Origin of the sequence: Mesorhizobium sp. M4B.F.Ca.ET.058.02.1.1 (genome assembly GCF_003952505.1) — a bacterium.
Lineage (GTDB): Bacteria > Pseudomonadota > Alphaproteobacteria > Rhizobiales > Rhizobiaceae > Mesorhizobium.
Genome location: NZ_CP034450.1, coordinates 1,917,788 through 1,939,086 on the forward strand (window position 1 = coordinate 1,917,788; position 21,299 = coordinate 1,939,086).

The following is a 21,299-nucleotide window of genomic DNA, read 5'->3' on the forward strand; positions in this document are numbered from 1 at the left end:
TCCAATCAAGGAGCGCTACCACATGTTCCAACAGTTCACCGGCAAGGAATACCTCAAGATCGATATCGCCGGCAGCTTCGGCTACGACAAGCAGGACTGGGACGATCGCATCGGCTGGTTCGACCAAAACGAGCATCAGCTCCATGCCCTGGTTCCCCAAGCTGAGGAGCCCGCTCTCTTCTACGCCGGCGTCCTGGCCTGGGAGAAGGCCAAGGAGGGCAAGGCTTCCGGCTATCCGATCTCGCTCGATGCCACCTGCTCGGGCATCCAGATCCTCGCCTGTCTCGCCGGCGATCGCAGGGCAGCCGAGATCACCAATGTCGTCGACACCGGCCATCGCCGGGATGCTTACGTCTCGATCTACCAGGACATGGTCAACGAGCTCGGCGAGACGGCCAAGATCGACCGCAAGCAGACCAAGCTCGCGATCATGACCCACTTCTACAACTCAGCGGCGATCCCGAAGCAGATCTTCGGCGAGGGCCAGCTGCTCGGCCTGTTCCACGACAAGGTTAACGAGAATGCCCCGGGAGCCAATGAGATCACCAACACCATGCTGGCGATCTGGGACCCGACGGCGCTCGTCAACGAATGGGTGCTGCCCGACAACTTCCATGTCCACATCAAGGTCATGGGCTCGGTCACCGAGGCCGTGCAGTTCCTCAACGAGCCGTTCGACATCACCTACAATGTCAACATGCCGATCAAGGGCGGCCGCTCTCTGGGCGCCAACATGGTTCACTCCATCGACGGCATGGTGGTCAGGGAGATGCAGCGCCGGTGTCACTACGACCCGGCGAAGATCGAACAGCTCACCAAGCTGCTCAATGCCGGTGCTGCCGGCAGGAACACCCACAGGCCGCAGGACAAGCTGGTGATGGCCCTCCTGGATCATTACCGTGCCTCCGGCTTCCTGTCGGCCCGCATCCTCGAGCTGCTCGACCTGGAGAACCTGGGCCATATCCCCCATGCCCTGGTTCGCAACCTGATCGCATCCCTGCCTGAGAAGCCCTTCGAGGTGATCTCGGTGCATGACTGCTTCAGGTGCCTGCCCAACTATGGCAACGACCTTCGCCGGCAGTACAACAACCTGCTGGCGGAAATAGCGGAGTCGAATCTGCTCGGCTTCATCGTCTCGCAGATGGTCGGCAAGCCGATCCAGATCAACAAGCTGGATCCTCACCTGGCGCACGACATCCGCAACACCAACTATGCTCTATCCTGATTATCTCTGATAATGTATTTTGGACCCACTTCCTGATTTTCAGGGAGTGGGTCCCCTCATTTTCAGGAAAAGATAGACATGAGCAATTTCAACATCGGCCTCAGTGCCGACAACAAGACGGTCTACGTCACCCGCGGCGGTGATGCTCTGCCCGGCGGCGCAACCAATGTGCTGACCGATTTCGTGCATGACGACACTGCCGACGTCGTCGACGCCAACCCGGAGAACCACGTCCTCTTCCATCACGTCCAGGAAGCCCTCTACCATGCGGGAATCCTCGACATGCAGTCGGTCTCGATCGTCGTCAGCGGCGCTCTTGCGGCCGAGTATCTGTCGGCTGCGGCCGTCACTGTCGCCGATCCGGGCACCGTTCCCATCGTGATCAAATACCAGCCGGCCAACGTCAATGCCGCCAACGCCGACTTCAACTTCGTCTCGGCCAATCCGGCTGTCGCCACGGTCAGTGCTGCCGGCGTCGTTACCGGTGTCGCCAATGGCTCGACCACGGTCACGGCGACCGAGAAGGGTGGCACCAAATCGGTGGTCGTTGCCGTCACCATCACTTAACCAGAAAATCCCCACATTATAATGTGGGTAGATTATCAGTTATCCACAGCCTCCATTTCTTTTTGAAATGGGGGCTTTTTTTCTGGGCTGGGGAAAGATAATAAGCATCACGGAACATTTCAAAATATGTCGGAAACAATGACCTACATGACCGATACCCAAAGGGTGGAGCTCTCGCTCCCTGTTCACATCATGCTGAGCGTGCTCGTCTCTGGCGCCAACTGCGCCGAACCAGCAGGCAGACCGACAGACATCAGTCCGGCCGGCGTCGAGAACTGGAAGGCCCAGTGGCACCAGTTCAACGAGCGCCTGGGCAAGGACCCGATCTTCCAGAAGTCCTATCAGACTTTCAGGAAAACCCGGGAGTTGCTCGTCGCTGCCTGCTCTGAAGCGCTCGCCGGCGTCTATCCGGAGAAGAAGGAAATGTCGCTTCTCCGGCGCATCGAGCGCATCCATACCGAGATCGTCGAGCCTTACGTCAAGGCCGACAATCCCGATCCGCGGAAGATAGGCATCATTGCCTTCTACCTGCTCCAGCACCTGGTCGAGACCCGGACGATCATCGTCCCCGAGGACAGCTCCTTCGGCAAGGCTCTCGAGTTCATGCTGCCGGCGCTCTCCCCATGGGAGGGATCCACCGAGCAGGAGATCCAGGACTACGAAGCGCTGAACAGGTCGGCACAGAAGCAGGTCCGCAAGATCCTCCTCCATCTGCAGCAAGAAGGGTATTATAAATATATCCCTATACCATTAGCTGCATAATATTATCTTGATAATCTGAAAGGGATTATCTGATGGACATCCAGACCCTCATCGACAAGACGGCTGCCGGCAACCGGGAGACATACGAGCTGACGAAGGAAAACTTCGAGGCTCTACTCGCCCGGGCCGTCGAGCTGCAGAACCAGCTGAAGCAGACCCCCACCCCCGCTGTCGCCATCCCAGAGACAACACGCGATCTGGAGGCGGCTGGCCTAGAGGCCGCCTGCAAAGCGATGTGCAAGCCATCTGGCCTCTCTGCGTGGCAGAACAACATGCCATACGCCGAAGCCGCCATCCGCGCCTATCTCGCCTCCTCCTCGGCAGCACCATCAGGAGAGGCGGAGCCGGTGGGCGAAACGGCAGACCTGATCGAGCGGCTGCAAGACTGGATGCGCGAGCCGGACTTTTCCGACGAGTTCAGCGTTGAAGATATCACCGACTGGATAAACCGCCGGCCGACACACATTGCGCCGAAGTTGGCCGCTCGCCTCACCGCCATGCAGGCGGAAGTGGAAGCGTGCCAGCGCAAGTCAGAGGCATATCTGAAAAGCGGAAACCTCGCCATCGATGACGTTGCTCGGCTGCAGGCAGAACTGGACGCGGCGAAGGCGGTGATAGCCAATCTGCGGATGATCGTGGACGTCTACTCAGAGGCCAGAGACGCCCGCGCCGAAGCCCTCACCGCTGCTACCGCAGTAGCGGTGCCGGGGATGGTGCTGGTGCCGAGAGAGCCGACACTGGAAATGTACAATGCGGCCTACTCTTGGTTCGGCTCAAGCCGTTTCAATTTCGGCGAAATGTACCGAGCCGCCCTCGCCGCATCCCCCTCCGCACAGACAGATGGAGGGCGGGATGGCCGGTGAGCGCTATTCTTTGATGATGCGCTGCCTGCGCTTGATCTCGCGTTCGATAGCCTCGCGGATCATATCCAGGCGCGGCTCATCCTTTGCCAGAACGGCATCGATCCTCGCCGTCATGCCCTCGGCAAGTGGCAAGCGGAGTTGCTCTGTCCATTCTTTCTTTCGTCCCACACGGCGCTGGATATCGTGTTCCTGAATTTGTAGCAAGTCGCACCTTTTTCGTGTACACGCTATTGCATATATCATGTACCTGATATAAATTCAATCAGGTACATGAAACGGAGACCGATAGAAATGGCAACGGATATGGTGGACCGAATTTTGGGGCCTCGCACGGTAGCCTCCGCCATGGAGGGAATTCGCAATTGGGATCGCCGCGCGGGTTCGATGCCTCTCCTTTCCGAGCAGCTTTCCTTGATGAAGGACGGGGCTCAAACGTGGTCTACAACGCATTCTTGGCCCGCCGTCAGAGACGCGATGACTAGGCTTGGCCTTGTGCTGGCACTGGAGCCGCTGCGCGATGACGGCTTCATTTTTCCGAGAACCGAGATCACCGAACTTGGCCGCGAGGTTCGCGCCGAACTCACTGGAGGGCGGGGATGAGCGCGCCTCTGAAAATGTCCCGCGAAGAGATGGAGAGTGGGGATGAATCGCGAAATTCTCATCATTGTCCGCGATATCCTGCAGGCAGGGAAATGTGCCGTTTCAAAGGAAAGCAGCGATGAATATGTCGCCGCTGCCGCCTTCGTTTTTGATGAGGGACTGTTCTTCTTCCGCGATGAAGCGCTGAAAATTGTTGAGGCAGAACTCGCGGAGCCCTCCAATGCCCTCTAACCCCGGCCAGGAGCGGGCCATGCCCGATGTAGAGCGAATTGCGGCCGAGTTGCGGGCGATCATCGACCACGACGCATCACTTGGTTTGAAGCCGCCGCTGCACGCCGAAATCCGCGCTCTTCTAGACGAACTGGCACGTCAAGGCGAGGCGTTGAAGCTGGCGAGGGAGGCGCTGGACGCAATGGTTCACGCCGTGTGCGGTGAATCTGGCTTTGCGAATGCTGTCCGAGTGAACAGCGGTTTTGCTTATCCGTGGCCAGCGCTGGATGAGGCGGAGGCTTTGGCAATAGAAGTGATCATGGAGAAGACCGATGAAAAATACCGTTAAGTTCGACGCCGTTCTCGACATGAACGACCCGCAGTTTGCGGAGAAGCTTCGCGCGGCCATTGGCGCCGAACCGGGCGAGCCCATCGAAGTCAGAACGCCTCAGTTTGACCGAACGGACGGGCTGACAGTTCCGAAGCCTATCATGGACTTCGCCAAGCTGCCCGCTCTTTTTGAGGAAACCCTCAAACAGATCGGTTGTCAGAAATGGGACGAGCCCGACAAGGAAGGCAACGTTCTCTGGCTCTACCCGGCCGAATGGTACGACCACATTCCAGAAGGCCACGTCATGCGCTGCATCGACGGGCATGACTATCCGTTCAGGCATGGCGAGACTGACAACGACATGCGCTTCGGCGCTCTCGCTTACGGTTTCCTGAGAAAGGCAGCGCCATGACCGTCACCCGCGCCGCCCGCGCCTTCCTCTCTACACTGGAGGGGAAGTAATGGTCACCCGCCCGACCCAGAAGATGGTCGATGAAGCCACCCTGGCGCTGTTCAACCACAACAGCGACCAGGCGCTTCAGTCATCCATCGAGCTGCAACTGGTTACCCGGCCAACCAAGGAGGTTGTCAAGAACCTCCGGGCATGGGCCGATTATCTGGAGGAGCGATCGTGACCCGATCGCTCGCCATCTCTCAGCGCCAGGTGCAATCCCTGATTCGGGCAGCCGAAGCAGAGAAAGCCATCGTGGAAGTCAAGGTCGGAAATGCAATTTACCGACTTATCCCCAAATCTCGGGCAGATGAATCGAAAGACGCTCTTGACGAGGACTCTTCGCCGGCGGCCTTTAAGACCTTCGAGGAATATCAGGCCTGGAGGGATAGCCGTGCTGGTAAAGATTAAGGGCATCCACAAAGTCAAGATGACGCTCGCCGACGGATCCAAGGAGACCTACTACTACGCCTGGCGTGGCGGACCCAGGATGAAGGAGAAGCCGCATACCGAAGCTTTCTCCCGGGAGCATGCCCGTCTCAGGGAGAAGGCCGCCGAGACGGTCAAGGTGATCCTCACCCTGGATCATCTGATCGAGCACTTCACCGGGCCGGAGCATCAGCGCAATCCCGACTTCCTGGTTCTCGCCGAGAGCACCAGGGTCGATCATCTCTATGCCTACAAGCTGGTTCGAAAGCACTGGCCGGAATGTCCCCTCGCCTTCACCCAGGCGAAGGGATTCAAGGGCGATATTCGCAAGTGGCATCGCTCCATGCGAGCCAATCCACGCAAGGCCGACAAGGCACTGTTCTCGCTGTCCAAGGCGTTCTCCTACGCCATCGAGACCGAGTATCAGGGCATCGAGAAGAACCCATGCACCGGCATCAACCGGCTCTACGAGGGATCCAGAAAGGAATTCCTCTGGACCCAGGAGCAGATAGAACTGGCTCGCGCAAAGCTTGAGCCGCATCTGCTGCTGCCTTTCGAGATCGCTCTCGCCACCGGCCAGCGCCAGGGTGACATCCTCGCCATGAGCTGGAAGCAGTGGGACGGCAAATACCTGCAGTTCGCCCAGTCGAAGACGGGCAAGAAGCTCAAGGTGCTGGCCAACACCCGCATCAAGACCATGCTCGACACCCTGCTGCCGGCCAACAAGGACAAGCTGCGGATCTGCCTCAACTCCCGCGGCCGTCCGTGGACCAAGGACGGTTTCAAATCTTCCTGGGGCAAGGCCATGAGCTCGGAAGAGATCAACATCGAAGGCGTCACCTATCACGATCTGCGCGGCACATTTATTTGCGAGCGCGCTCGTGAAGGATCCTCGATCGAGGACATTACACGCATCTCCGGCCACTCAATGGCCGAAATCAGATCGGTGCTGGAAAAGCATTATCTCGCCACCGACCAGGGGCTTTCCGACGCGGTTATCCTGCGCTCTGAAAAGAACCCCTAGAGAACAAAAATTGTAAAATGACTGTAAAAGGGTCTAGAAAAGGTCAGAAAATGAGCTACCACCAAACGAAAATATCCAAGGAAATCATGGCGATCCCGGCAGGATTCGAACCTGCGACCATCGGCTTAGAAGGCCGGTGCTCTATCCAGCTGAGCTACGGGACCGCTGGCCGGCCGCGCCGGCTGATGCTTCGCGAAGGGCGCCGTCCGGCTTGCCGGCTCAGTGCGTCCAGGGCGTCCTGCGGTCATAGCGGAAATTCTCCGCGTAGGAAATCTGCCGGCGCTTGGGCTCCTTCGGCTCCTCGACGCGGAAGGCAAGGCCTTCCTTCTCGGCATAGGCCACCGCCTCTTCCCTGGTGTCGAAAGTCAGCCTGATCTGGCTCAACATGTCGCCAGAGGTGGTGTAGCCCATCAGCGGGTCGATCTTCTTGCGCTGCGCGGGATCGAATTCCAGCACCCAGCGACCGGTCTTGGCCTTGCCGGATTGCATCGCGGTTTTGGCTGGGCTGAAAATGCGCGCGGACATGTCCACCTCGTTGCTCCCCGGAGCAGCACTCCAGGCGTTTGTACCGACGCCCGCCCTCGAAAAGCCCTATTCAGGTTCTCCCGGTCGCGCGCCCACCCCGTCATTACTGTGCAATGACGCCGGCGGCAAGGCGGGTTTGCAACGGACCGCACGACGATTGGCAATCGCGCGGGCGACGATTGGCAATCGCGCGGGCGACGCGGTCGGCGACGTTTTGAAAACGCGCCTGCGACGTTTTGCAAACGCGCCTGGTTGGCGCGAGACTGGAGGCGGCATATGTCGGATACACTGGTGTGCCACTCACGGCTATGACAATGACAGACATGGCAGCGGAAACCTTGCCGGCCGGCCGACCGGGAACCTTCGAGGGCGCGATCGTGATCGGCGCCGGCGCCGCCGGGCTCGCTGTGGCCCAGGCGCTCGCCGCTGCCGGCGTGGCGACACAGGTGCTGGAGCGGGAAAACAGGCTGGCCGAACCCTGGCACAGACGGCATGAGAACCTGCATCTCAACACCCACCGCGATCTTTCCGCGCTGCCCGGTGTCGCCTATCCCGCCGGCACGCCGGCGTTTCCGCACCGCACCACGGTGATCGGCCACCTCAATCACTTCGCCGAAGCGCACCGGCTGCCGGTCGAATTCGGCATCGCCGTCAAGGACGTGAGCTTCAACGGCGATCACTGGACGGTGAGGACCAGCGCCGGGCCGCGGCGCGCGCGCCATGTCGTGGTCGCCACCGGGCGCGACCGACAGCCGTTCATTCCCGTCTGGAAAGGCATGGAGGACTTTCCCGGGCGCATCGTCCATTCGGCGGATTTTGGCGCGGCGAAGGACTATGAGGACAAGAAGGTACTGGTGGTCGGCGCCGGCAATTCGGGCTTCGACGCGCTCAATCACCTTTCCGGAGCCAAGACCGGACAGATGTGGCTGGCGGCGCGCAACGGCCCCTCGCTGTTGCCCAAGCGCATCGGACAGATCGCCGTGCACCGTTTTTCGCCTTTCATGGCGCGGCTGCCCGTGCGGCTGGCGGACTGGGCGATGGCGCTGACCCAGCGCCTTGTCTTCGGCGACCTCAGCAAATTCGGCCTGCCGCGCGCGCCCTTGGGCGGCGCCAGCCGCCTCGGCTCCGACTATACGGCGATCGCCTCCGACGACGGCGCCGTCGATGCCATCAGGGCCGGCAGGGTCATCGTGGTGCCGCAGGTCAGGGAATTCACCCGCGACGGCGTCATCCTGGATGACGGTCAGACCATCACGCCCGACGTCGTGATCGCCGCAACCGGCTATCGCACCGGGCTGGAGCCGATGCTCGGCCAGCTCGGCGTGCTCGACGGCAAGGGCGTGCCGCTGTTCAACGGCGCCGACAGCGATCCAAAGCTGCCGGGCCTGTGGTTCACCGGCATGCGGCCGAGCATCCGCGGCTGCTTTGCCAATGCTAGGATCCAGGGCGCCGCAATCGCCCGCAAGATCGCCGGACAGCGGCGCTGAGCGGCTGCAGGGCGCAGCGTTTTTTCCCGCCCTTCCCTTTTTTCTTTTCGTGGGTTGCCTTCGCGGGCCCGGAACCCTATACGCCGCGAGGCCTCGGAGTGTAGCGCAGCCTGGTAGCGCACCTGATTTGGGATCAGGGGGTCGCAGGTTCGAATCCTGCCACTCCGACCATTCCAGCTATGGGCCGGAGCATGGGCGCCAGTTTGCAAACGCGGCAAGCCAATCCGCCTCGATCCGGGCCAGTAAGGCTCCAGCCATGGCCGCGTTGTCGTGGCGGTCCTCGACCGGGACGACTGGTTGCAGAACACCGATGTCATTGTGCTGGTCGACGCGAGGAGGCGGCGCCTGACGTGGGTGCCGCGCGATCTCTGGTCACCGATGACCGGCGACCGCATCAACAAGGCTTTCGCGCAGGGCGGCGGCGCGCCGCTGCTCAAGGCGCTGGCCGAACTCGGCTTTCGGGCCGGGAGCGTGCTCTGCCTCAGGCGCGCGGCAAGCGAGGCCGCACTCGCAGGCATCTCCGTCACCGTACCGGTCAGCGAGCCGCTCGACTTCTGGTATCCGCTGACTCCAACCGGCCGCATCGAGGACGGCAGGATCGAGGTGTCAGCTGCGGAAGCGCACGGCACATCACCTGATACAACTCGCCAAAACCCGGGAATACCTGGTCACGCGCTACAGCCCGCAAACGACCTCCTATACGCAGATCAACAGGCTGCTGGCGACCCTGGAGGAACTTGCCGGGAAGTGGGGAATTAGGCGAACCGCCTTGTTGAATTGTCTATTTCGATGGGTGAGTTCGATGTCTCTGAAAGGCAAGCTCGCCGGGCGAGAACCCCAACCGCCTTGCACCCGGCGAGCCTACAACCCGATCTGGAACGTGATCGGGACCGGGGTCAGCCGGCATATTGGACGGTGCAAGATGGATGCCAGTGGCTTGGTCCAATATTGGGACAGCTACGTCGCATTTTGCCAAGGATCGACGACTGGTATGCCCGCCGCATGAAAGGCCGACGTGTCACGCGAAGCGACGTGGAAGCCTTTGGCATCGGCGATAGCCGCTATATAGCCGTCGGGTATGGGGAACCCCTTGCCCGCCGTTCTGGCTTTTGCGGCAAGGCCGGCATACTGCCGCGCTGCCTGCACGTCGAATGGCAGAACGCGCTGATCAAACACCGCGCATATGCCAGCAAAGGCCTCAGCCAGGACATTCTTGCGGCGCCCCGCAGGCATCACCTCGATACCGAATAGCACCTCTGCGAGCGTAACGCTGGAAATATACAATGTTTCAGCAGCCTGATCGTCCAGCCATGCCAGCACCGCCGGATGGGGTTCCGGCCTCATCACCTCCGAAACGACATTGATGTCCAGGAGAATCATTCAAATCTCAGGGGCTCGGCCGGGCTTTTGTCGCGGACCTGCTCCAGCGCATCGACATCCTCGTCTTTCACGCCGGCGCGGCGGGCGATTTCGGACAGCAAAGAGCCCAGCTTCACGCGCCCCTCGGGCCGCACGGCGTTCTCGAGTATGGCCCGGATCTCCGCCTCCGTGCTTCGGCCATGGATGGCGGCCTGCACGCGCAGAGCGCGGTGGGTTTCTTCCGGAATGTTTCTGATCGTCACAGATGGCATTGATATCATTCCGATGTCATTGACATCACTCAGATATCACTATCTGGCTCCGATGTCACGCGTCGGCTGCCGAACAAGACTCAAATCTCGAACTCGCCCTGCCCTTCGTCCATGGCGCTGACGGTCTCGGCGGCGAGCGCCCGGGTGATCGGCGTCTTGCGCTCCAGGGCCGCGCGGTCGAGGCGTCCAACCACGCGCATGGCGGTGGCCAGCGAGCGTTCGATGCGCCTGACCAGATATTGCACGACATGCGGCTCCACCTCGACCTGGCGGTCGGCGAAGAGTTTGGTGATGACGCCGGCAAGCAAAAGATCGTCGGGCTCGTGGATCTCGACGGTCGCGGCAGCCTTCAGCCGCGAGATGAGATCGGGCAGTTCGACACCCCAGGCCGAGGGAAAGCGCCTGGCCGTCAGCAGCAGGCTGGAGCCGGCGCCACGGACCGTATTGATGAGATGGAACAGGCCCGTCTCGTCAACCGGATGCTTGTCGACATCGTCGATCAGGACGGACCTGTGGCCGAGGTCGGCGATGCACTCTTCGATGCGTCCGGCATCCACCCTTAGCGCGCTGGCGCGGGCCTGCCAGATCGAGGCCAGATGCGTCTTGCCGGAGCCGGCCGGGCCGGCCAGCACCACGACCGGCGAAGGCCAGTCGGGCCAGCGATCGACCAGCGCCACCGCCTGGGCGTTGGTCGAAGACACCACGAGCTCGTCACGTGAATAGCCCGTGCCGTGACCGAGATCGAGCGGCAGCTGGCGCGGCGGATCGGTTCTGTCAGCGGCCATGGCGCGTCAGCCGCGCGGCTTGGCGCCCCGCCGACGGTCGGCCGGCAGTCGCGGAATGGGCTCGGTGACGTGGCCCTTGTAGAGCGGCGATTCGAGGTAGCGGGCAATGGCGAAACGCACCAGCACGGCGACGGCCGCCGAAGCCGGCACAGCGATGAGAAGCCCGACGAAACCGAACAACGCGCCGAAGGCGAACAGCGCGAACATCAGCCAGACCGGATGCAGGCCAACGCTCTTTCCCACCAGCCTCGGCTGCAGGATGTTGCCCTCGATGAACTGGCCGGCGAAGAACACGCAGGCCACTGCAACAATCATCACCCAGTCCGGCCAGAACTGGACGAAGGCGACGCCGACGGCGAGCACAAGTCCGGTCAACGAGCCAACATAGGGGATGAAGGAAATCAGCCCGGCGAAGAGGCCGATGAGGATCGCGAAGTTGAGGCCGGTCAGCGTCAGGCCCGTGGCATACATGCCGCCGAGCACCAGGCAGAGCGTGCCCTGGCCACGCACGAAGCCGGCGGTCGCGATGTTGATGTCGCGGGCGATCACGCGCACCGTCTCGACATAGTCGCGCGGCACCCAGCTGTCGACGACGGCCACCATGCGGTCCCAGTCGAGCAGCATGTAGAAGGCGACCACCGGCGTCACCACGAAAAGGCTGACCACCGAGACCAGCGCCACGCCGGAACTCCAGATCGAGGTAAAGACAGTGGTGAGCAGGCCGAAGCCGGAGGTGAGCAGCGAGTTCAGCCCGTCGCGCAGGCTGTTGGCGTTGACGCCGAACCTCTGTTCCAGCCATTTCGGATCGAAGCTGGTGATCAGCGCCTGCAGGCGGGTAAGGTATTCCGGCAGCTTGCCGGCGAAATCGGCCATTTGCGTCGCCAGAACCGGAACCAGGATGACGAAGGCGAGCACCAGGACGACGATGAAGGCGATCAGGATGACCACCGTCGCCATCAGCCGGGAGAGGCCGAGACGCTGCAGCCGGTCGGCGACCGGATCGAGGAAATAGGCGAGCACCATGCCGGCGACGAAGGGCAGAAGGATGCTGGAGAAGACATAGAGGAACAGCGCCAGGAACACGGCCGTGCCCAGCCAGAAGAATACCTGGCGGCGGAACGCCAGGGACGCGGCTTCGCCGGCCGCCGCTGCCTCGGCGGCCGCTTCGATGGATCCTTGGTCAGGTGCCCGGTTTGGAGCCTTCGCCATAGCCGCTCATGTGCCTCAGCCAGGCCACGAGATAGGCCGCGGCCGAAGCCACGGTCAAGACCCCGGACAGTAATATGAGCGCCGGCCGCAACGGATCGGGGTGGATGGAAAACGCCAGTTCACCCAGCACCACCGCCGCCAGCACGATCTGGATTGCGGTGTTGGCCTTCGACACAAAGAGCGGTTTCACCTCGACCGGATGCGCCATCACTGAAGACAAAAGCACCGCGCAAACGATCAGCGCGTCGCGCGAGACCATGGTGACGACCAGCCACAGCGGCAATTGTCCGATGAAGCCCATGACCACGAACACCGAGACCAGCAAGAGCTTGTCGGCCATCGGGTCGAGATAGGCGCCGAGCTTCGAAACCTGGTTGTAGCGGCGGGCGATGAAGCCGTCGACGCCATCGGAGACGCCGGCGATGAGGAAGCCGGCAAAGGCCCAGTCCCAACGCGCTTGCAGCATCGCCAACACCACGGCGGGCACCAGCAGCAGGCGCATGATCGTGATCATGTTGGGGATGGTCAAAGTGTGCCCCGTCGCGTCTTGTCGAGAGATAGATGATGGAGATGGAAGGCTGGCGCAAGCACTACGCTCCTCATTCTCTGACGTTGGCGAATGGCGAAAGCTGCGATGCGGGCCAATCTCGCCTTCAGGGGGATCGGCTCACGCAGAAGAACGTTTGTTGGGGGGCAAAACCGCCGCACCGCCGCGTCATCCTTGCTCCCCGAAACCATTCATGCGAAGAGCCCGCAATGGAAACAGCGACGAGCCGGACATGACCAAGCGCGATACAGCCGAGCGCAAGAACGGGCTCACCTATGCCGAAGCGGGTGTCGACATCGATGCCGGCAATCTGATGGTCGAGAAGATCAAGCCGCTGGTGCGCGCGACGCGCCGGCCGGGCGCCGATGGCGAGATCGGCGGCTTCGGCGGCCTGTTCGATCTCAAGGCCGCCGGCTTCACCGATCCGGTACTGGTCGCGGCCAATGACGGCGTCGGCACCAAGCTCAAGATCGCCATCGATGCCGGCAAGCACGACACGATCGGCATCGACCTTGTCGCCATGTGCGTCAACGACATCGTCGTGCAGGGCGCCGAGCCGCTGTTCTTCCTCGACTATTTCGCCACCGGCAAGCTCGACCCCGACCAGGGCGCATCGATCGTCGGCGGCATCGCCGTGGGCTGCCGGCAGGCCGGCTGCGCGCTGATCGGCGGCGAGACGGCCGAGATGCCCGGCATGTACCACGGCAAGGACTACGACCTCGCCGGCTTTGCCGTGGGCGCGGCCGAACGTGGCCAGTTGCTGCCCACCGACGACATCGTCGAGGGCGACGTGCTCTTGGGCCTTGCCTCCTCCGGCCTTCATTCCAACGGCTATTCGCTCGTGCGCCGCATCGTGGCTAGCAGCGGCCTTGCCTGGAGCGACCCGGCGCCGTTCAACGACGAGGCGACGCTTGCCGAAGCGCTGCTCGAGCCGACGCGCATCTATGTGAAGTCGATCCTCAAGGCCATCCGCAACACGCATGGCATCAAGGCGCTCGCCCACATCACCGGCGGCGGCTTTCCGGAGAACATTCCGCGCGTGCTGCCCAAGGATTTTTCCGCCGAGCTCGACCTCAACGCCATCGACGTGCCGCCGGTGTTCGCCTGGCTGGCCAAGACCGGCGGTGTCGCGCCGGAAGAGATGATGCGCACCTTCAACTGCGGCATCGGCATGATCCTCGCCGTGGCCTCCGGCCAGGCGGCGCAAGTGGCCGCCGTGCTGCAGGAGGCCGGCGAGACGGTGACCCCTATCGGCCGCATCGTGCCGCGCCGCGACGCCGGCGTCATTTACCGGGGCTCGATCGGCCTATGAGCAGGAAACGCACCGTCGTTCTGATCTCCGGGCGCGGCTCCAACATGACGGCGCTGATCGCGGCGGCGAGCGATCCGGCCTACCCGGCCGAGATCGTCGGCGTCATCTCCGACCGGGCCAACGCCGCCGGCCTCGCCATCGCCGCCGCGCGCGGCATTCCCACCAAGGTGATCCAGCGCTCGGATTATGGCAGCAAGGAAGCGCATGACGGAGCGATCGATGCGGCGCTTGCCGGCTTCGGCGCCGAGATCGTCGCGCTGGCCGGCTATATGCGCATCCTGGGCGCCCGCTTTGTCGAGAAATGGCTAGGACGGATGGTCAACATCCACCCTGCCCTCCTGCCCGCCTTCAAGGGGCTGGACACGCATGCTCGCGCCCTGCGCGCCGGCGTTCGCATCCATGGCTGCTCGGTGCATTTCGTCACCCTCGACATGGATGACGGCCCGATCATCGCTCAGGCCGCCGTGCCGGTGATGGTCGGCGACAATGAGGACACGCTCGCCGCCCGCGTGCTCAAGGCCGAGCACCGGCTCTACCCGCTGGCGCTGGGGCTGGTCGCCGAAGGCAAGGCACGCATGCAGAACGGCCACACCGTGCTCGCCCACTTCGCCGACGATGCCGAAAACGGCAGTTCCGTGGTAATGGCGCCCGACCCGCTGCGCGAGGAAAGCGATCTCGAACAGCTGGCGCGGATCACGCCTTGAGGGATTGGGGGCGGCATGGCGACAAGACAACTCCTCATCCTGCGCCACGCCAAGTCGAGCTGGGACGATCCCAAGCTTGCCGATTTCGACCGGCCGCTCGGCCCGCGCGGTCTGAAGACGGCGCCGCTGATTGGGCGCGAGCTTTCCCGGCGCGGCTGGCTGCCTGACCTGGCGCTGGTGTCGGCCGCGCTGCGCACCCGCGACACATGGCGGCTGGTCGCGGCCGAATTGCCGAAGAGCGCTGCGGCGGAATTCACGGATGCGCTGTACGAGGCGGCGGCGGTGGATGTGCTGGCCGTCGTGCGCAAGGCCGATGCGGCCAGCCTTTTGGTGCTCGGCCACAATCCCGGGCTCGAGGACTTCGCGCGGCGGCTCGCGGGTTCGGGGTCGGATGCCCGCGCGCTGCGGAAGCTCGAGGAGAAATTCCCGACGGCGGCATTGGCCCGGTTTGTCTTCAAGGGAGACTGGGCGGATCTCGGCTTCGGCGGCGCGCGGCTGACGCATTGCATCAGGCCGAAGGAGTTGGGGTAGCGGCCTTGGGTTAGTCGCGGCGCGGCCCTTGGTGCTTGCGGGGCCGAAAGACAAAATCCGAACAAAGCGACAGGGCCGAAGCTGCCGATTTGATTCAGGCTTGCGCAAAAGCGAAGCGGCGGGACAAGCCCACCGCCTCGAGGCATTCGATGACCGAAGTCATCAGCGATTGCCGACCAGGTCAGGTTGTCGGGTCCGCTTAACGGCCCCAGATGCCTTGGCCGGATTCAGGCTGGGCGACTTCGGAGGTGGTCTTGCCATGCTCGACCGGCTTGCGGATCGACGCCGTGGTCGTGATGTCGACATTGGCGGCAGGCTGGGTGACGGCCGGCTGGTTGACGTTGTTCGAACCATAATGGTCACTGCCGGCGAAGGCGCTGCCCGTGGCAACGAGGAAGGCGGCGGCGGTGAGAGCGATCTTGGTCATTCAGGTACTCCAGTAGTTCTGTCTTCTGTCCGTCAAGTGGCGTGCCTTGGGAGGAATTCGCGTCGCTCGGACCACCCCGAGATGGGCCGTGGCCGCTGTCGTTTCCAGTCACGAAGTTGTGCCGAAAAGACCTTCGGCGCGGCGCTTGAAATCCGGCGCAAGGCTTCCTACTGCCACACTGTTATCTCGCGATATCAATCAGTTAGTAAATTCCACCCGCCACGGGTGCCAAGATCACTTGAGCCGGCGTTCACAACCTGATGCACAATGCGTCAACATAAATCGAACCGATCGGTTCTGTTTTCGTCGATTGGCGCCTGATCACTGCCCGCGGGGAGGTGCCGGTTGCTTTCCATGCGGTCGTTCAGCGACATGAATCCAACACGCAGCGCCTCTCGTCGGTGACCTCCCTGCCGCTCTGCAGTGGCCAAGCCAGCTAAGGTTTGCCTTGTGGGCGGATCGATATTATCCGTTGTGTGCGTGCACCCCATCGGACGCTGCCGGCTGCGTTGGTCGAAAGGTCGACGAGACTGCGGCGGGCAAGATACCTGAACTGCGATAGAAAATGCGGCTGCTGCTTGTCGAAGACAATCGCGAACTGGCTGATTGGTTGGGCAAGACGCTGCGCCAGGCCAATTATGTCGTCGACATCGTCCATGACGGCGAGGATGTCGAGCATGCGCTTGCCGCCGGCGACCATGCGCTGGTGATTCTTGACCTTGCGCTGCCGCGCATGGGCGGCCTGGACGTGCTGCGCATGCTCAGGGCGCGCGGCAACCGGGTGCCGGTGATCGTGCTGACCGCGAACGCCAGCCTCGACGGGCGCGTCAAGGGCCTGAACGAAGGGGCCGATGACTATCTGGCCAAACCGTTCCAGGTCGAGGAGTTGGAGGCGCGCATCCGCGTCCAGTTGCGGCGCGTCAACGACCGGACCGCGCCTGTCGTTGCCTGCGGCGATCTCGTCTTCGACACCAACACGCGGCTGTTTTCGCTGGCCGGCGAGACCCTGGCGCTGACGCCGCGCGAGCACGCCGTGCTGGAGCAGCTGATGGTCAAGGCGGGACGCACGGTGAGCAAGGCGGCGCTCTCGTCGGCGATCTTTGATTTCGAAACAGACGCCGACCCCAGCGCCATCGAGATCTATGTGCATCGCCTGCGCAAGAAGATCGAGGGTTCGCGCGTTCAGATCGCCACGCTGCGTGGCCTTGGCTATCTGCTGCGCGATGCCGGTTAGCAGCCTCCGCCTGCAGCTGCTTGCCTGGGTGGTGCTGCCGCTCGCCGGGCTCGCCACCATTAATTTGTGGACCAGCCATCGCAACGCGCTGGCGACCGCCGACCTGGTGACGGATCGCATGCTGGTGGGTTCGGCGCGCGCCATCGCCGAACAGGTCGCAATCGTCGACGGCGTGCTCGACGCCACTGTGCCGCCGGCAGCGATCGAGATGTTCGACACCGGCGACCGCGACAGCGTCTACTATCGTGTCGAGACCGCGGGCGGACGGCTGCTGACCGGTTATCCCGACCTGCCCGAGGCGCAGGATCGCCCGAGCCTGGAAGCGACCTATCGCGACCGCACGTTGCGGCTGCTGACCTTCAGCCATGCGGTGATCGGCGCCGGCGCGGACTCGCCGATTTCCGTCACCGTCGGCGTCACGCTTGCCGGACACGATGCGATGGCACGGCATTTGTGGTTCAACGCTTTTGCCCAGCAGCTGATGCTGGTGGCGATTGCCGGCGTCTTCGTGCTGCTCGGCTTGCGCCGCGGCCTGGCGCCGCTGATCAGGCTGCGTGATGCCGTGCGTTCGCCGGCTCGCAGCGACCTCGATCCGATCGAAGTCACTGGCGCGCAGAGCGAGATCCGGCCGCTGATCGACGCGCTCAACGCCTATATGGAGCGAGTGCGGGGGCAGATGGCGGCGCAGCGGCGCTTCATCGCCAATGCCGCGCACCAGTTGCGCACGCCGCTGGCGCTGCTGTCGACGCAGGCGAGCTACGCGCTGCGCGAAAGTGCGGCCGATCAGCGCCAGGAGGCGCTGGTGGCGCTGCAGGCCAGTTCCGGCCGGCTGGCGCGGCTGGCCGAACAGCTCTTGACCCTGTCGCGGGCCGAGCCTGGAAGCCGGCGGCCGCGCGCCGATCGCATCGACCTGACGGAAGCCGCCCGCCATGTGCTGGAGACGCAAGCGCCGGCAGCGCTTGCGCGCAACGTCGATCTCGGGCTCGACGAAAGCGGGCCGGTGCCAGTGGTCGGCGACGGCACCATGCTGCGCGAGATGATCGTCAACCTGGTCGACAACGCGCTGCGCTACACGCCGGCTGGCGGCACCGTCACCGTCAGACTGGCCGCCATCGATGGCGAAGCGGTGCTGACGGTCACCGACGACGGGCCGGGCATCCCGGCGGACGAGCGAGAGCATGTCTTCGAGCGCTTCTACCGCCTCGCCGACGCAACCGAGGAAGGCAGCGGCCTTGGCCTCGCCATCGTACGCGAGGTGGCCGAAAATGCCGGTGGCCGCGTCACCCTCGCGGATGGCGCGGCCGCCGGCCTGGTGGTCGAGGTGCGGCTGCCCCTGGCCTAGCAATCACAGCTTCATGTCCCCTGCTCGTTGAACGAGGCCGGGCGCCATTTGACGACATAGTCCTCGAAGCGGGTGATGATGAACTCCACCACAAGCGCCATCACCGCCAGGATGATCATCGCCGCGAACACGCCATTGGCGTTGAAGGCGCCCTGCGCCGTCGAGATCAGCAGGCCCATGCCTTGCTTGGCGCCGAGGAATTCGCCGACCACGGCGCCGACCAGCGCGAAGCCGAAGCTGACATGCAGGCTGGCCAGGATCCAGCTCATCGCCGACGGAATGATGACCGAGGTGGTGATCTGGAACGGCGAAGCACCGAGGATCTGTGCGTTGGCGATCATCGACCGGTCCGCCTCGCGCACGCCCTGGAAGGCGTTGGCGAAGACGACGAAGAACACCATCACCACGGCGAGCGCGACCTTGGAGGCCATGCCGAGGCCGAGCGCGATGATGAACACCGAGCCCAGCACCACGCGCGGCACCGAGTTGGCGATCTTGATGTAGATCGAAAAGACGTCGGCCAGCAGCCGGTTGCGGCCAAGTATGATGCCGGCAGCGATGCCGCCTACAGCGCCGATGACGAAGCCGAGGAATGTTTCTTCCAGCGTCACATAAATCTGCAGCCAGAGCGGGCCTTGCGAGGTGCCTTCGGTGACCCACGACCAGATCTGCTGCCAGATGCCGGACGGGCTGGCGAAGAAGAATGGATCGATGATGTTGTAGTCGGCGCCGAGTTCCCACAGGCCGAGGAAGACGACCAGGATAGCCAAGCGCAGGCCGATGACCAGTGCATGGCGGCGTCGCAGCCGCACCCTTGCCCGGGCTTCGGCGACGGCGATGGAGGTATTGCGGGCAGCGGCCCGGTCAACGGTGGGAGAGATGGCGGTCATGGCGGTCTCCTCTCGGAGCAATTCCAGGAAAAGTGCCAAGCGGTTTCCGTCCGGAATTGCGAAAAACAAATCATTGGAGCGGGTCAGCCGCCCAAGTCTAATGGCCGGTCTGCAGGCTGCGGCTCTGGCCGAGCTGCACTTCCTCGCGAAGGTCGTTCCAGATCACTTTGGCGATCTCAACGAATTTCGGGTCATAGCGGATGTCGGCCATGACGCGCGGGCGCGGCAGGTCGATGCGGTAGACGCTCTTGACCGTGCCCGGCCCCGCCGTCAGCACATAGACCTTGTCGGCCAGCGCCACCGCCTCCTCGAGGTCGTGCGTGACGAAGACGACCGAGGATTTCTGCTCCGACCACAGGTCAAGCAGTTCGTCCTGCATGGCGGTGCGGGTCTGCATGTCCAGCGCGCTGAACGGCTCGTCCATCAAAAGAATCTTGGGCTGGTTGATGAAGGTCTGGGCCAGCGCGACGCGCTTGCGCATGCCACCCGAGAGCTGATGCGGATAGTGCTTTTCGAAACGGCCAAGGCCGACGCGGCCGATCCAGTCACGCGCCCGTTCATAGGCCCGCGCCTTGGACACGCCGCGATAGAGCGGGCCGGCGGCGACATTGTCGATGACGCTGCGCCACGGAAACAGCGCATCGGCCTGGAAGACGAAGCCTATGTCGCGGCTGATCTCGGTGACGGGCTTGCCCATGACGCGGACATTGCCGGTCGTCGGCCTGAGCAGGCCGGTGACGAGGTTGAGCGTTGTCGACTTGCCGCAGCCGGTCGGCCCGACGACACAGGCGAACTCGCCGCGCGCGACCGTCATGGTGAAATCGCGGATCGCCGTCATCATGTGGCCGTCGGGCGTGACGAAGCGAAGCGTCACGTCATCAATGGCGATCGCGGCATCGGACGGCGGCGCGGCCGGAGACAGCTTCTCGGCCGCCATGGATTGCAGTTGCATGGCACACTCCTGTCGTGATGGGGCATGGATGCCAGCGGCACAAGCTCCTTTGGCTTGTCGTCCATCTGCATCTGGAAAGGCGCCGCTGCCGGATTGATTCAGCGGAGCGGCGCAAGTCATTGTTGCTCAAGGGCGGGCCGGGCGTCCGCCGTCGCCGACCGATGCTATTTGGCGGCGTCGACGAATGCCGTGGTGTAGGTCTTCGACAGGTCGATCTCTTTGCCCTGCAGGCTCTTGGAGAAGGTCGAGAGAACCTTAAGCACGGTTGGCGGGCCGTCGGCCGGCATGCGGCCGTCCGGCGTGAACATCGCCTTGCCGCCGGCCAGCCCCTGGACGTAGAGGTCCCTGTTACCGGCGTAATAGTCCTTCGGCATCTTGTCGGCGATCTCTTCGGCCGAATGGGTGGCGATGAATTTCATCGTCTTGACGAAGGCATTGGCGAGCTTCTGCGCCTCCTCCTTGTGGCTCTCGATCCAGGCCGACTGTACGTAGAAGGACGCCGCCGGATAGGGTCCGCCCAGCGCTTCCTTGGTCTTTTCCGGCGTACGCATGTCGACGAGGATGCTGGCCTCGCCGGTCTTGAGCAGCTTGGCAATGGTCGGCTCGGTGGTCATGCCGGCCTGGATCTGGTCCTGCTTGACGGCGGCGATGAAGGTGTTGCCGGCGCCGACTGGCAGCAGCGTGTAGTCACCCGGCTTCAGGCCGTTGCGCACGGCCAGGTACTGGGTCAGGAAATCGGTCGACGAGCCGAGGCCGGTGACGCCGAGGGTCGCGCCCTTGAACTCGGCCGGCGACTTGATCTCGGGGTGCTTGGCCGACACCAGCTCGACCTCGCCCGGCGCCTGGCTGAACTGCACGATCGACTGGATGTACTTGCCCTTCGACTGCAGATCGACGGTGTGGTCGTAGAAGCCGACGACGCCCTGCACGGCGCCCGCCAGCAATTCATTCTCGGCTTCGACGCCGGCGCGCGAGTTGACCAACTCGACATCGAGCCCCTCGTCCTTGAAGTAACCGAGCTGCTGGGTGAGCACGGCCGGCAGATAGATCTGCTTTTCCATGCCGCCGACGATAATGGTGATCTTGTCGGCCGCTGATGCCGCCGTGGCGCCCGTGGCGACAATGGCAAGCGTCAGCGCCGCTGAACGCAAGGCGCACTTCGAGATGAAACCAGTCACGTAAATTCCTCCACCTGGGCGACGCGCTATCTGGCGACGCCGCATTTTCTTCCTTGCCGGCCGCTCCCAGGCCGGTCACGGCA

29 protein-coding genes and 2 tRNA genes are annotated in these 21,299 nt (G+C 63.1%); 19 read left to right on the forward strand and 12 right to left on the reverse strand.

What is annotated here, in order from left to right; translation table 11 throughout:
• Nucleotides 1-22: 22 nt before the first annotated feature.
• From EJ073_RS09830 to EJ073_RS09845, 4 genes are all read left to right on the forward strand, one after another.
• On the forward strand, nucleotides 23-1,225 hold the full coding sequence (locus tag EJ073_RS09830; RefSeq protein WP_126055548.1) for a DNA-directed RNA polymerase: 1,203 nt from the start codon (nucleotides 23-25) through the stop codon (nucleotides 1,223-1,225).
• A 78-nt stretch (nucleotides 1,226-1,303) separates the two neighbouring features.
• Nucleotides 1,304-1,792 carry an Ig-like domain-containing protein gene (locus EJ073_RS09835; RefSeq protein WP_126055549.1) on the forward strand — a complete coding sequence of 163 codons (489 nt, stop codon included), beginning with the start codon at nucleotides 1,304-1,306 and terminating at the stop codon, nucleotides 1,790-1,792.
• Between the two features lie 147 nt (nucleotides 1,793-1,939).
• Nucleotides 1,940-2,554: a hypothetical protein gene (locus EJ073_RS09840; RefSeq protein WP_126055550.1), complete on the forward strand. Its 615-nt coding sequence runs from the start codon at nucleotides 1,940-1,942 to the stop codon at nucleotides 2,552-2,554.
• Between the two features lie 32 nt (nucleotides 2,555-2,586).
• Complete coding sequence (locus tag EJ073_RS09845) at nucleotides 2,587-3,417, forward strand: hypothetical protein (RefSeq protein WP_126055551.1); 831 nt, start codon at nucleotides 2,587-2,589, stop codon at nucleotides 3,415-3,417.
• Between the two features lie 3 nt (nucleotides 3,418-3,420).
• Here EJ073_RS09845 and EJ073_RS09850 read toward each other — a convergent pair whose 3' ends face one another.
• On the reverse strand, nucleotides 3,421-3,621 hold the full coding sequence (locus EJ073_RS09850; RefSeq protein WP_126055552.1) for a hypothetical protein: 201 nt from the start codon (nucleotides 3,619-3,621) through the stop codon (nucleotides 3,421-3,423).
• A 270-nt stretch (nucleotides 3,622-3,891) separates the two neighbouring features.
• Here EJ073_RS09850 and EJ073_RS32725 point away from each other — a divergent pair, with 270 nt between their 5' ends.
• From EJ073_RS32725 to EJ073_RS09875, 7 genes are read left to right on the forward strand one after another with little or no spacing between them, the layout of a single operon-like run.
• On the forward strand, nucleotides 3,892-4,017 hold the full coding sequence (locus EJ073_RS32725) for a hypothetical protein (protein WP_281033056.1): 126 nt from the start codon (nucleotides 3,892-3,894) through the stop codon (nucleotides 4,015-4,017).
• Nucleotides 4,018-4,059: 42 nt separating this feature from the next.
• Nucleotides 4,060-4,248 carry a hypothetical protein gene (locus EJ073_RS09855; protein ID WP_126055553.1) on the forward strand — a complete coding sequence of 63 codons (189 nt, stop codon included), beginning with the start codon at nucleotides 4,060-4,062 and terminating at the stop codon, nucleotides 4,246-4,248.
• 19 nt (nucleotides 4,249-4,267) lie between these two features.
• Entirely contained in the window at nucleotides 4,268-4,576 is a 309-nt protein-coding gene (locus tag EJ073_RS09860; RefSeq protein ID WP_126055554.1) for a hypothetical protein, read from the forward strand.
• Nucleotides 4,560-4,970, forward strand: a complete 411-nt coding sequence (locus EJ073_RS09865; protein WP_126055555.1) for a hypothetical protein — start codon at nucleotides 4,560-4,562, stop codon at nucleotides 4,968-4,970. Before EJ073_RS09860 ends, EJ073_RS09865 begins: the two co-directional genes overlap by 17 nt.
• 49 nt (nucleotides 4,971-5,019) lie before the next feature.
• Nucleotides 5,020-5,193, forward strand: a complete 174-nt coding sequence (locus tag EJ073_RS31500) for a hypothetical protein (RefSeq protein ID WP_190233849.1) — start codon at nucleotides 5,020-5,022, stop codon at nucleotides 5,191-5,193.
• Nucleotides 5,190-5,420 carry a hypothetical protein gene (locus EJ073_RS09870; protein ID WP_126055556.1) on the forward strand — a complete coding sequence of 77 codons (231 nt, stop codon included), beginning with the start codon at nucleotides 5,190-5,192 and terminating at the stop codon, nucleotides 5,418-5,420. The genes EJ073_RS31500 and EJ073_RS09870 overlap by 4 nt, the downstream gene beginning before the upstream one ends.
• Nucleotides 5,404-6,462, forward strand: coding sequence for a tyrosine-type recombinase/integrase (locus EJ073_RS09875; RefSeq protein WP_126055557.1), 1,059 nt, complete (start codon nucleotides 5,404-5,406; stop codon nucleotides 6,460-6,462). The genes EJ073_RS09870 and EJ073_RS09875 overlap by 17 nt, the downstream gene beginning before the upstream one ends.
• Before the next feature lie 87 nt (nucleotides 6,463-6,549).
• Here EJ073_RS09875 and EJ073_RS09880 read toward each other — a convergent pair.
• Together EJ073_RS09880 and EJ073_RS09885 are read right to left on the reverse strand one after the other, a co-directional pair.
• A tRNA-Arg gene (locus EJ073_RS09880) sits at nucleotides 6,550-6,626 on the reverse strand.
• Between the two features lie 55 nt (nucleotides 6,627-6,681).
• Entirely contained in the window at nucleotides 6,682-6,987 is a 306-nt protein-coding gene (locus EJ073_RS09885) for an ETC complex I subunit (protein ID WP_126055558.1), read from the reverse strand.
• 323 nt (nucleotides 6,988-7,310) lie between these two features.
• Here EJ073_RS09885 and EJ073_RS09890 point away from each other — a divergent pair, with 323 nt between their 5' ends.
• The 3 genes from EJ073_RS09890 to EJ073_RS09900 all read left to right on the forward strand — a co-directional run bounded on the left by EJ073_RS09890 (nucleotide 7,311) and on the right by EJ073_RS09900 (nucleotide 9,233).
• Entirely contained in the window at nucleotides 7,311-8,474 is a 1,164-nt protein-coding gene (locus tag EJ073_RS09890) for an NAD(P)/FAD-dependent oxidoreductase (protein ID WP_245455708.1), read from the forward strand.
• 94 nt (nucleotides 8,475-8,568) lie between these two features.
• A tRNA-Pro gene (locus EJ073_RS09895) sits at nucleotides 8,569-8,645 on the forward strand.
• 99 nt (nucleotides 8,646-8,744) lie between these two features.
• On the forward strand, nucleotides 8,745-9,233 hold the full coding sequence (locus EJ073_RS09900; protein WP_126055559.1) for a hypothetical protein: 489 nt from the start codon (nucleotides 8,745-8,747) through the stop codon (nucleotides 9,231-9,233).
• Nucleotides 9,234-9,431: 198 nt separating this feature from the next.
• On the opposite strand, the gene EJ073_RS09905 is transcribed toward EJ073_RS09900, so the two are convergent.
• From EJ073_RS09905 to EJ073_RS09925, 5 genes are all read right to left on the reverse strand, one after another.
• Nucleotides 9,432-9,854 (reverse strand): type II toxin-antitoxin system VapC family toxin, encoded by a 423-nt coding sequence (locus tag EJ073_RS09905; protein WP_126055560.1) that lies wholly within the window; start codon nucleotides 9,852-9,854, stop codon nucleotides 9,432-9,434.
• Entirely contained in the window at nucleotides 9,851-10,105 is a 255-nt protein-coding gene (locus tag EJ073_RS09910) for an Arc family DNA-binding protein (protein WP_126055561.1), read from the reverse strand. The genes EJ073_RS09905 and EJ073_RS09910 overlap by 4 nt, the downstream gene beginning before the upstream one ends.
• Before the next feature lie 80 nt (nucleotides 10,106-10,185).
• Nucleotides 10,186-10,890 (reverse strand): DnaA regulatory inactivator HdaA, encoded by a 705-nt coding sequence (gene hdaA, locus EJ073_RS09915; RefSeq protein WP_126055562.1) that lies wholly within the window; start codon nucleotides 10,888-10,890, stop codon nucleotides 10,186-10,188.
• Between the two features lie 6 nt (nucleotides 10,891-10,896).
• Nucleotides 10,897-12,099, reverse strand: a complete 1,203-nt coding sequence (locus EJ073_RS09920) for an AI-2E family transporter (RefSeq protein ID WP_126055563.1) — start codon at nucleotides 12,097-12,099, stop codon at nucleotides 10,897-10,899.
• A complete protein-coding gene (locus tag EJ073_RS09925) occupies nucleotides 12,071-12,628 on the reverse strand; it encodes a CDP-alcohol phosphatidyltransferase family protein (RefSeq protein ID WP_126055564.1) in 558 nt (185 codons plus the stop codon). Before EJ073_RS09925 ends, EJ073_RS09920 begins: the two co-directional genes overlap by 29 nt.
• Before the next feature lie 250 nt (nucleotides 12,629-12,878).
• Here EJ073_RS09925 and purM point away from each other — a divergent pair, with 250 nt between their 5' ends.
• Genes purM through EJ073_RS09940 form a run of 3 tightly spaced genes read left to right on the forward strand, consistent with a single transcriptional unit; the run spans nucleotide 12,879 to nucleotide 15,193 of the window.
• A complete protein-coding gene (purM, locus tag EJ073_RS09930; RefSeq protein WP_126055565.1) occupies nucleotides 12,879-13,958 on the forward strand; it encodes a phosphoribosylformylglycinamidine cyclo-ligase in 1,080 nt (359 codons plus the stop codon).
• Entirely contained in the window at nucleotides 13,955-14,662 is a 708-nt protein-coding gene (gene purN / locus EJ073_RS09935) for a phosphoribosylglycinamide formyltransferase (protein ID WP_126055566.1), read from the forward strand. Before purM ends, purN begins: the two co-directional genes overlap by 4 nt.
• 15 nt (nucleotides 14,663-14,677) lie before the next feature.
• Nucleotides 14,678-15,193 (forward strand): histidine phosphatase family protein, encoded by a 516-nt coding sequence (locus EJ073_RS09940; protein WP_126055567.1) that lies wholly within the window; start codon nucleotides 14,678-14,680, stop codon nucleotides 15,191-15,193.
• A gap of 199 nt (nucleotides 15,194-15,392) precedes the next feature.
• Here the strand turns inward: EJ073_RS09940 and EJ073_RS09945 are convergent, their stop codons facing one another.
• On the reverse strand, nucleotides 15,393-15,620 hold the full coding sequence (locus EJ073_RS09945; RefSeq protein ID WP_126055568.1) for a DUF680 domain-containing protein: 228 nt from the start codon (nucleotides 15,618-15,620) through the stop codon (nucleotides 15,393-15,395).
• Nucleotides 15,621-16,185: 565 nt separating this feature from the next.
• Here EJ073_RS09945 and EJ073_RS09950 point away from each other — a divergent pair.
• Together EJ073_RS09950 and EJ073_RS09955 are read left to right on the forward strand one after the other, a co-directional pair.
• Nucleotides 16,186-16,854: a response regulator gene (locus tag EJ073_RS09950; protein ID WP_126055569.1), complete on the forward strand. Its 669-nt coding sequence runs from the start codon at nucleotides 16,186-16,188 to the stop codon at nucleotides 16,852-16,854.
• Nucleotides 16,844-18,196, forward strand: coding sequence for a sensor histidine kinase (locus tag EJ073_RS09955; protein ID WP_126055570.1), 1,353 nt, complete (start codon nucleotides 16,844-16,846; stop codon nucleotides 18,194-18,196). The genes EJ073_RS09950 and EJ073_RS09955 overlap by 11 nt, the downstream gene beginning before the upstream one ends.
• Nucleotides 18,197-18,207: 11 nt before the next feature.
• Here EJ073_RS09955 and EJ073_RS09960 read toward each other — a convergent pair whose 3' ends face one another.
• From EJ073_RS09960 to EJ073_RS09970, 3 genes are all read right to left on the reverse strand, one after another.
• Nucleotides 18,208-19,086 carry an ABC transporter permease gene (locus EJ073_RS09960; RefSeq protein WP_126055571.1) on the reverse strand — a complete coding sequence of 293 codons (879 nt, stop codon included), beginning with the start codon at nucleotides 19,084-19,086 and terminating at the stop codon, nucleotides 18,208-18,210.
• Between the two features lie 97 nt (nucleotides 19,087-19,183).
• Nucleotides 19,184-20,038, reverse strand: a complete 855-nt coding sequence (locus tag EJ073_RS09965; protein WP_126055572.1) for an ABC transporter ATP-binding protein — start codon at nucleotides 20,036-20,038, stop codon at nucleotides 19,184-19,186.
• 164 nt (nucleotides 20,039-20,202) lie between these two features.
• Complete coding sequence (locus EJ073_RS09970) at nucleotides 20,203-21,216, reverse strand: ABC transporter substrate-binding protein (RefSeq protein WP_126055573.1); 1,014 nt, start codon at nucleotides 21,214-21,216, stop codon at nucleotides 20,203-20,205.
• Nucleotides 21,217-21,299: the final 83 nt, after the last annotated feature.

What these genes read in the sequence shown, in the direction of transcription:
- EJ073_RS09830 (WP_126055548.1), top strand. Translation starts at nt 23, where the DNA reads ATGTTCCAACAGTTCACCGGCAAGGAATACCTCAAGATCGATATCGCC.
- EJ073_RS09835 (WP_126055549.1), top strand. Translation starts at nt 1,304, where the DNA reads ATGAGCAATTTCAACATCGGCCTCAGTGCCGACAACAAGACGGTCTAC.
- EJ073_RS09840 (WP_126055550.1), top strand. Translation starts at nt 1,940, where the DNA reads ATGACCGATACCCAAAGGGTGGAGCTCTCGCTCCCTGTTCACATCATG.
- EJ073_RS09845 (WP_126055551.1), top strand. Translation starts at nt 2,587, where the DNA reads ATGGACATCCAGACCCTCATCGACAAGACGGCTGCCGGCAACCGGGAG.
- EJ073_RS32725 (WP_281033056.1), top strand. Translation starts at nt 3,892, where the DNA reads ATGACTAGGCTTGGCCTTGTGCTGGCACTGGAGCCGCTGCGCGATGAC.
- EJ073_RS09855 (WP_126055553.1), top strand. Translation starts at nt 4,060, where the DNA reads ATGAATCGCGAAATTCTCATCATTGTCCGCGATATCCTGCAGGCAGGG.
- EJ073_RS09860 (WP_126055554.1), top strand. Translation starts at nt 4,268, where the DNA reads ATGCCCGATGTAGAGCGAATTGCGGCCGAGTTGCGGGCGATCATCGAC.
- EJ073_RS09865 (WP_126055555.1), top strand. Translation starts at nt 4,560, where the DNA reads ATGAAAAATACCGTTAAGTTCGACGCCGTTCTCGACATGAACGACCCG.
- EJ073_RS31500 (WP_190233849.1), top strand. Translation starts at nt 5,020, where the DNA reads ATGGTCACCCGCCCGACCCAGAAGATGGTCGATGAAGCCACCCTGGCG.
- EJ073_RS09885 (WP_126055558.1), bottom strand. Translation starts at nt 6,987, where the DNA reads ATGTCCGCGCGCATTTTCAGCCCAGCCAAAACCGCGATGCAATCCGGC.
- EJ073_RS09890 (WP_245455708.1), top strand. Translation starts at nt 7,311, where the DNA reads ATGGCAGCGGAAACCTTGCCGGCCGGCCGACCGGGAACCTTCGAGGGC.
- EJ073_RS09905 (WP_126055560.1), bottom strand. Translation starts at nt 9,854, where the DNA reads ATGATTCTCCTGGACATCAATGTCGTTTCGGAGGTGATGAGGCCGGAA.
- EJ073_RS09910 (WP_126055561.1), bottom strand. Translation starts at nt 10,105, where the DNA reads ATGCCATCTGTGACGATCAGAAACATTCCGGAAGAAACCCACCGCGCT.
- hdaA (WP_126055562.1), bottom strand. Translation starts at nt 10,890, where the DNA reads ATGGCCGCTGACAGAACCGATCCGCCGCGCCAGCTGCCGCTCGATCTC.
- EJ073_RS09920 (WP_126055563.1), bottom strand. Translation starts at nt 12,099, where the DNA reads ATGGCGAAGGCTCCAAACCGGGCACCTGACCAAGGATCCATCGAAGCG.
- purM (WP_126055565.1), top strand. Translation starts at nt 12,879, where the DNA reads ATGACCAAGCGCGATACAGCCGAGCGCAAGAACGGGCTCACCTATGCC.
- purN (WP_126055566.1), top strand. Translation starts at nt 13,955, where the DNA reads ATGAGCAGGAAACGCACCGTCGTTCTGATCTCCGGGCGCGGCTCCAAC.
- EJ073_RS09940 (WP_126055567.1), top strand. Translation starts at nt 14,678, where the DNA reads ATGGCGACAAGACAACTCCTCATCCTGCGCCACGCCAAGTCGAGCTGG.
- EJ073_RS09945 (WP_126055568.1), bottom strand. Translation starts at nt 15,620, where the DNA reads ATGACCAAGATCGCTCTCACCGCCGCCGCCTTCCTCGTTGCCACGGGC.
- EJ073_RS09950 (WP_126055569.1), top strand. Translation starts at nt 16,186, where the DNA reads ATGCGGCTGCTGCTTGTCGAAGACAATCGCGAACTGGCTGATTGGTTG.
- EJ073_RS09955 (WP_126055570.1), top strand. Translation starts at nt 16,844, where the DNA reads ATGCCGGTTAGCAGCCTCCGCCTGCAGCTGCTTGCCTGGGTGGTGCTG.
- EJ073_RS09960 (WP_126055571.1), bottom strand. Translation starts at nt 19,086, where the DNA reads ATGACCGCCATCTCTCCCACCGTTGACCGGGCCGCTGCCCGCAATACC.
- EJ073_RS09965 (WP_126055572.1), bottom strand. Translation starts at nt 20,038, where the DNA reads ATGCAACTGCAATCCATGGCGGCCGAGAAGCTGTCTCCGGCCGCGCCG.